Source organism: Microcoleus sp. A003_D6, from assembly GCF_036702825.1.
In the GTDB taxonomy this organism is placed as follows: domain Bacteria; phylum Cyanobacteriota; class Cyanobacteriia; order Cyanobacteriales; family Microcoleaceae; genus Microcoleus.
This window is the reverse complement of record NZ_JAUBWA010000097.1, coordinates 22,440-29,510: the sequence shown is the minus strand read 5'-3', so window position 1 is coordinate 29,510 and position 7,071 is coordinate 22,440. Positions and strand designations below refer to the sequence as shown.

Genomic DNA, 7,071 nt, shown 5'->3' with positions numbered 1-7,071 from the left:
CTTTTATCCCCGCTTTACCTTGTTAGTTGCTACCTACCAAAATAGGGGATATGCTTTTACCGCTGCACTTGCGGACTGGGACTCGGGCTACCCCTCACCCAGATATGTATCCAGTTGTTATGGCTCTGTAGCCATACTAGCCATCCCTGAGTATTACTCATTTCGACTAAACGAATCGCACCACTACAATGCCATTGTAGGGGTCACTTGTTAGAGTCCATTTCTGTCCATAGCTAAAACCCGCCCCCAAAGCGGGTTTTGTTGTTTCTACAACCAAAATGGTAGATTTGGCATTCTCAATTAGGAATGACAGAATATGTCTAGCCAGAGATTTAGTGCAGTCGGCACGTTTTGTCGAGGGTGTTGCTCAGCAGTTGCGTAGTTTGCATGAGTTCGCTGTTAAAGAAACGCTAGCTTGATTCTAGTCAGCACTATCCCCATCCGCGAACAAAGCGCAAGCAAGCAGAACAAGAAAGAGAACAACTGTGAGAACGCGATCGCCTTGCACAGTCCGAAGCAGAAGTCGCTAACTGGATTCAAGACGAATTTTTAGCGGTGCTGTCCCCTGAGTTGCGATCGCCCGTTTGCTTAAACACTGAATGACTTAGGTTTTGGGCATATTATATCTTAATTCCTTAACAATAGCTGGCATAATAGGTAAATAGGCAGGATTAACCGCAATGAATGTAGAACGTACAAACTCCTTGAATCATCGAGAAGAGCTTACTGTAAATTTTCCTCAAGAGCTATGTACGGACTGCCAAGCACTTGAAGCACGAAGATTTGCGGCGATCGTAGATCGCATGGCTGAGGCCTTCATTTCTATTAATTCAGAGTGGCACTGCACCTATGTCAACCATAAAGCAGAGCAGCTTTTAAATAGGAAGCGGCAACACCTAATCGGCAAAAATATATGGACTGTATTTGCAGTCGATCTTACCTCTGAGCTATATAAGTATTGTCATCAAGCGATCGCAACGCCAACGGCGATCGAGTTTCAAGAACACTACCCCTCACTCAACAAGTGGTTGAGAATTCGCCTCGTCAAGAGTGAAGATGGCTTACTTATTTACTTCCAAGACACGACTGAAACATCGTCACGCGATCGACAATTGAAAGCCGAAATCGCCAAGTGCCAGCAGGTGGAAGCCACTCTTCAGAAAGAACAGGACTTTTTGAAGGCAATTCTAAACAACGTTCAAGCTGGCATTGTGGCTTGCGATGCCGATGGCATATTGACGGTATTTAACCAAGCAGCTAAAGATTTTCATGGATTACCTCAGCAGCCAGTTCCAGCGGATCGATGGGCCCAATATTATGACTTGTATTTGCCAGACGGCAAAACACGCATGAATACAGAGGATATTCCCCTGTTCCAGGCATTGCAAGGACAGAACGTTCGTGATGTGGAAATGATGATTGTTCCGCAGCATGGAACTGCGCGAATGCTGTTAGCAACTGGACAGGCGATTATTGCCGCAAACGGCGAAAAACAGGGTGCAGTTGTCGTGATGCACGACATTACACAACGCAATCAGGCAGAAACAGCTCTGCGTGAGGGTGAAGCGCAATTATCCAGCATCTTCCAAACTATTCCTGATGGCATCACTATTCTAGATTCTACCGGACAGATTATAGCCGCAAATAGGGCAGCAGAGAGGATTTTAAGATTGACTCGCAGCGACATTGTGGAGCGGGGCTACAACGATCCATCCTGGTTCATTACAACCGTGGAGGGTCATCCTTTCCCAGAAGATGAACTGCCGTTTGCGCGGGTGATGCAAAAAGGTGAGCCTGTTTATGGTATTGAACATAGCATTAGCCATGCGGATGGAACTCGCAGGATTCTCTCGATCAATGCTTCCCCTTTGTTTGACGCAGAGGGACAAATTATCAATATCATTGCTGCTTTCAGCGACATTACTGAACGCAAGCAAACCGAAGACGAACGAGTACAGCTTGTTCAAGAACAGGCAGCCCGTGCTTTAGCAGAGAATTCTCAACAACAATCAGCATTTTTAGCCCAAGTGAGTGCTGTCCTTTCCTCTTCGCTGGAGTATGAACAAACTCTCCAAAGCGTTGCAAAGCTGGCAGTTCCTTATTTTGCAGATTGGTGTAGTGTCGATCTGCTGAATGACGATCGCACGATCGGTCGTGTTGCAGTGGCTCATTCCGATCCCGAAAAAGTGAAGTTGGGCTGGGAGTTGGCTCAACGCTTTCCCAGACATCTCGATGATGGGTATGGCATTGCTAAAGTCATGCAAACAGGACAGGTTGAAATTGGGATTGAGATTACAGATGAACAGTTAGCTGCCGCCGTGCCGAATGCTGAATACCTGGAAATCATACGTGGAGCTGGGTTAAAGTCCTGCATCATTGCACCGCTACAGGCACGCGGGCGCGTGTTGGGTAGCATTACCTTTGTGTTCACTGAATCCGATCGCCGCTATCGCCTGGAAGACATTCCCTTGGCTGAAGATTTGGCTGGGCGGGCAGCGATCGCCATTGATAATGCTCGTCTCTATAATGAAACACAACAAGCGAAATTAGCCGCCGAACTCGCTGCTAACCGGACGGCTCGACTGCTGGCGGTGATGACAGCTTTGTCTGAATCCCTAACCTCGGCTCAAGTTGCTCAGGTGATTATTGAACAGGGAATGTCCGCACTGGGAGCAAGTTCTGGTTTGGTTGCGGTATTAAACCAGGAGGCAAGCGAACTGGAGATTATTCAAGCGATCGGCTACGAGCACGTAGGAGAATTTCCGCGCAGTTTTTCGATTCATGCACCCTATCCTCTGGCAGAAGCCGTGCGAACTGGGCAACCAGTTTGGCTGGAAACTATCGAAAACCGAATTGCCCGTTATCCTCATTTAGCTGAAGTTTATGCCAAGGCTGGTTCAGAAGCCTGGATTTCAGTGCCATTGTTGATTGAAGGACAAGCCGTTGGTGGGCTATCGCTCAGTTTTTCGACCGTTCCCCAGCTTTGTGAGAGCGATCGGGCTTTCGTTTTAGCACTGGCACAGCAGTCGGCGCAGTCGATCGACCGAGCACGGCTCTACGAGTCAGAATCGCAAGCACGGACACAAGCAGAAGCAGCTAACCGAATTAAAGATGAGTTCTTAGCTGTCTTGTCGCACGAATTGCGAACTCCGTTGAATCCGATTCTGGGGTGGACTCGACTGCTGCGAAGGGGAACCCTGGATTCTGGCAAGACGGCGGTAGCCCTGGAAACAATTGAACGCAACGCCGAGTTGCAAGTTCAACTGATTGAGGATTTGCTCGATATTTCTGGCATTCTGCAAGGCAAGCTGAGTTTGGACTCTACTCCTATTAATTTGAAAACAACTCTTAAAGCTGCGATCGAAACAGTTAGTTTAGCCGCCGAAGCGAAAAACATTAAAATTCAAACTCAGCTAGAACCAAATGTCAGCGATGTGTTAGGAGATGCTACCAGATTGCAACAGGTTGTCTGGAATTTGCTCACCAATGCCATTAAGTTCACCCCAACTGGAGGTCGAGTTGAAGTTGAGCTAAAAACGATTGATTCCTTTGCTCAAATTCAAGTCATGGATACAGGAAAAGGGATTAAGCCAGAATTTATTCCCTATGTATTTGACACATTTAGACAAGCCGATAGCAGTATTACGAGAACATTTGGTGGGTTAGGGCTGGGATTAGCGATCGTGCGTCACGTAGTTGAGCTACATGGTGGAACTGTCAAAGCCGAAAGTTTGGGAGAAGGACAGGGAGCAACATTTACTGTCACACTTCCCTTATTAGCCAGAAGTAATCATGCCAACAGCGATCGCAAGGACAATCGGGCACTCAAAGCTGACACTTCACCCTTGGCGAGATTATGTATCCTGGCCGTCGATGACGAAGTAGACAATTTAGAGTTAGTTCAATGTATTTTGGAGCAAGCGGGAGCCACCGTGATCTATGTATCTTCAGCAACAGAGGCGCTACAACAACTCACTAAAATTAAGCCAGATGTTTTGATTGCTGATATTGGGATGCCACAAATCGATGGCTATGAGTTGATTCGTCAAATCAGACAACTATCCACAGATGAGGGAGGGCAGATTCCCGCGATCGCCCTGACAGCCTATGCAGGTGAGACAAATCAACAGCAAGCACTAGCAGCGGGATTTCAAAGGCATCTTCCCAAGCCTGTTGAGCCTGAAACGTTAGTGGAGACAATTGAGCACTTGCTTCATCGAATAGAGTAATATTAATTCCGGCTGCACTCCTCATGATTGTTGACTGTTGGCTGTTAACTGTCAGTCGAAAAACTGAATGAGATAAATTCCGGTTGCATCGGAATAGTAAATCCAGTCAACAGTCAACAATTCCCGATGGATGGTGCAACGGGAATTGATAGAATTAATCTGCGTTTATCTGTGTTGCATCTGCCCTAATCTGCGGTTAAAAAAAGATAATTTGTTAACCGCAGATGACAAGGGATTGACGCTGATTAACGCCGATGAAAATAAGAGAGATAGGAATAATTCCGGGTCTTCTGGGTTTGCGGTGACAAACAAAGCTAATATGAGTTGTAAGCCTTTTCTAGCAAGGGTTTCACTAATACAAAATCGTCACATTTGTATCCAATAATACAATATTTACCCTAAACCCAGAAGAGCCATAATTCCGATGCTAACAGATTTGATATGATGGTTTAGTAAGGATTTCAAGTTGATTATTAGAGATGTCTTTTGAGTATAGTCTGGGAAGAAAATGTCACGAATTGAGGGCTAGCCTAATGCTGCTTGGCTTAGATGTATGAATAGGCTCTGCTAAGGCATTGCTCCCCAAACCCCATAATATATAGTTGACACCAGCCCTGGCCCCACAACGCGGGAAATTTTAACTTTGCCCCACAGTTGGGAAATTCCGATCGCAACCTTAAGCAATATCGATCGCCCAACATCCCCAAATCATGACAACCCCCATCACCCAGTAGGGACACGACACAGTGCCGTGTCCTTAACCGTAGCTTATCGGCGACAGCCTTCGGCGATCGCCATTAACACAGCTTTCCGCACTTCAGGATGCGATTTTTCCAGCCCGTTAGCCCGAAAAATCCAGTGTCCGCTGCCCGCGTGCTCGATCGCAATTTTCTGTCCGTCAGGCAAAACTATTTGCCACCAATTCAACACAGTGGCTTTAATCAGTTGGCACTGAATCTCGCTCAATTGAGCCTCCATCAGTTTCAGTTGACGCATGATTGGATTTTGGGCAGATGACTTCATGATTTTTTTCGTTAAATGAATTAGACAGTTTTGTTGCGGGGATTTCAGTTTGCTTAGTTTTCAACTTAATTTCACTTTCTGCACTTTTAGCCTTAACCTTACCTTCCGAACTTTTCACCTTCACCTCCCTTGTACCACCTTTTGCCTCAATTTTTACTCCAAAACCTTTAGATTTAACTTTGTCTTTAGGAGAAGTTGAAGTCGGTTCGGCTGTCGGCTTCTTAAACTGGGCGTCTAATTGGTCTAAAATCTCCTCCTGTTCGGGAGTGTGCTCTGCGGGTTGCTCTAAATTTCTGGGGTTGTATTCGTCAACCAGCCTGCCCAAAAATTCCGAAATTGACATTCCCGCTGCGGCTGCTTTTTTGGTTAACAGGGCGTAGGTGTCGGTTTTGATCCGAATTTGTTTTAACCGAAGGTTGGGGTTGTTGTCAACTGTTTCGGCAATAGTTATTGCTGTAATCCTTTCTTTGGGGATGACATCCACAACTTCTTGCCACTTTTCCTGTAAATGACACTCGCCGTATTGGTCGGTGATTGCGTGTTTGAACAAAGGAACAACTTGAGCAACGCAGCTAGGCAAAATCTCAAAGCCGGCTTTAATTAAGCGCAGGCAAATGCCAGCAGATTTGATGATTTGCGTGCAGTAAAAATACTGTCTGCCTAATGCTTGTTCGCAGTAACTTTTAAAAGTTTTGAACTTGTCTTTGTACAATCGCAGCTTTCGGATGGCGTCCAGCATGATTCCTTGACGCACGTAGTCGAGGAATCCCCTTTTAATTTCGTTTGTCAGGTAGTCTAAATCGTGAAAGGGAGATTGATTCTGGATTTCTTCTTCAAAGTCTAGCAGCGGGCCTGCAAAGTGAAAGTTGGAGGCGACATCGCCTAGGTAGAAGTTGTCAATTGATGTGGGCATGATCTGGAATGGTTCGAGAAATGGCACGATACCACGGAAGTTGTGCGATCGCAAAGTTGAAGTTTTGGTCGGGATCTTTGGTACAATTTTGAATTGGGTTGTGCTGTGGGTCGATCGACCTTTTAAATGGCATCACCTCCTCGGCGTTGAGGAAAAGAGGCTTGAGGTATGTGCCCTTGCCCGGAACATACGCTTGGGTATGCAAGCACAATTGATAGACACGAAAAATCAGGCGGTTCTTCAAACCTGCATTTTGACGAAAGGAGGCTCGCCCAACCGCTTTGCTATGTCCTTGTTCGTAGTTTAGTCAGACTTATTGTTTTTGTCAAGGGTAAACTACGAAATATTCTGCACCATGAATCAAGAAGTACGGGATTTATACGAAATGAGCCTTGCAGAAATTAGAGAATACAGGGGCTTGAGTCGCCGAGAGCTTAGCCAGCAACTGACGGGGAAAGTCTCTGAAGATACTTTGTATTCAATAGAAAAAAGAAAACAAAAACCCAGAGTTGATACTGCAATAGCCATCTGTACAGCCCTAAATATTAGCTTGAAACAGTTCTGTCACTCGATCGGGCTAGATGTTTCAGGACTTGTTGATGATTGCGTTCCGCCGAGGAACAGCTAACAAACAGAGCTAAATCATGGTCTTGATATTTGATAGAATTTTAAACTGGGCTGTGGGGTCGATCGACCTTTTACATGGCATCACCTCCTCGGCGTTGAGGAAAAGAGGCTTGAGGTATGCGCCCAAGCCCCAAAAATACTAAGGGTTATGCAGGCATAATTGATAGACACTACAAATAAGGCGGTTCTTCAAACCTGCATTTTGACCTTTGAGGCTCGTTGAGCTGCCTTTGTTGTGCCTACCAACATGAAGTTTACGTCTTATCCAAATTTTTGTCA

5 protein-coding genes are annotated in these 7,071 nt (G+C 45.8%); 2 read left to right on the top strand and 3 right to left on the bottom strand.

Annotation, left to right across the window (positions count from 1 at the left end; genetic code table 11):
• Positions 1–680: 680 nt before the first annotated feature.
• Positions 681–4,229 carry a hybrid sensor histidine kinase/response regulator gene (locus tag QUB70_RS23495; protein WP_332983747.1) on the top strand — a complete coding sequence of 1,183 codons (3,549 nt, stop codon included), beginning with the start codon at positions 681–683 and terminating at the stop codon, positions 4,227–4,229.
• Between the two features lie 768 nt (positions 4,230–4,997).
• Here the strand turns inward: QUB70_RS23495 and QUB70_RS23490 are convergent.
• The 3 genes from QUB70_RS23490 to QUB70_RS23480 are packed head-to-tail and all read right to left on the bottom strand — an operon-like array spanning position 4,998 to position 6,409.
• On the bottom strand, positions 4,998–5,225 hold the full coding sequence (locus QUB70_RS23490) for a hypothetical protein (RefSeq protein ID WP_332983745.1): 228 nt from the start codon (positions 5,223–5,225) through the stop codon (positions 4,998–5,000).
• Complete coding sequence (locus QUB70_RS23485; protein WP_332983743.1) at positions 5,167–6,165, bottom strand: hypothetical protein; 999 nt, start codon at positions 6,163–6,165, stop codon at positions 5,167–5,169. Before QUB70_RS23485 ends, QUB70_RS23490 begins: the two co-directional genes overlap by 59 nt.
• Positions 6,149–6,409 (bottom strand): hypothetical protein, encoded by a 261-nt coding sequence (locus QUB70_RS23480; RefSeq protein ID WP_332983742.1) that lies wholly within the window; start codon positions 6,407–6,409, stop codon positions 6,149–6,151. The genes QUB70_RS23485 and QUB70_RS23480 overlap by 17 nt, the downstream gene beginning before the upstream one ends.
• 111 nt (positions 6,410–6,520) lie before the next feature.
• Between QUB70_RS23480 and QUB70_RS23475 the strand changes: the two genes are divergently transcribed.
• Positions 6,521–6,793, top strand: a complete 273-nt coding sequence (locus QUB70_RS23475) for a helix-turn-helix transcriptional regulator (RefSeq protein WP_332983740.1) — start codon at positions 6,521–6,523, stop codon at positions 6,791–6,793.
• Positions 6,794–7,071: the final 278 nt, after the last annotated feature.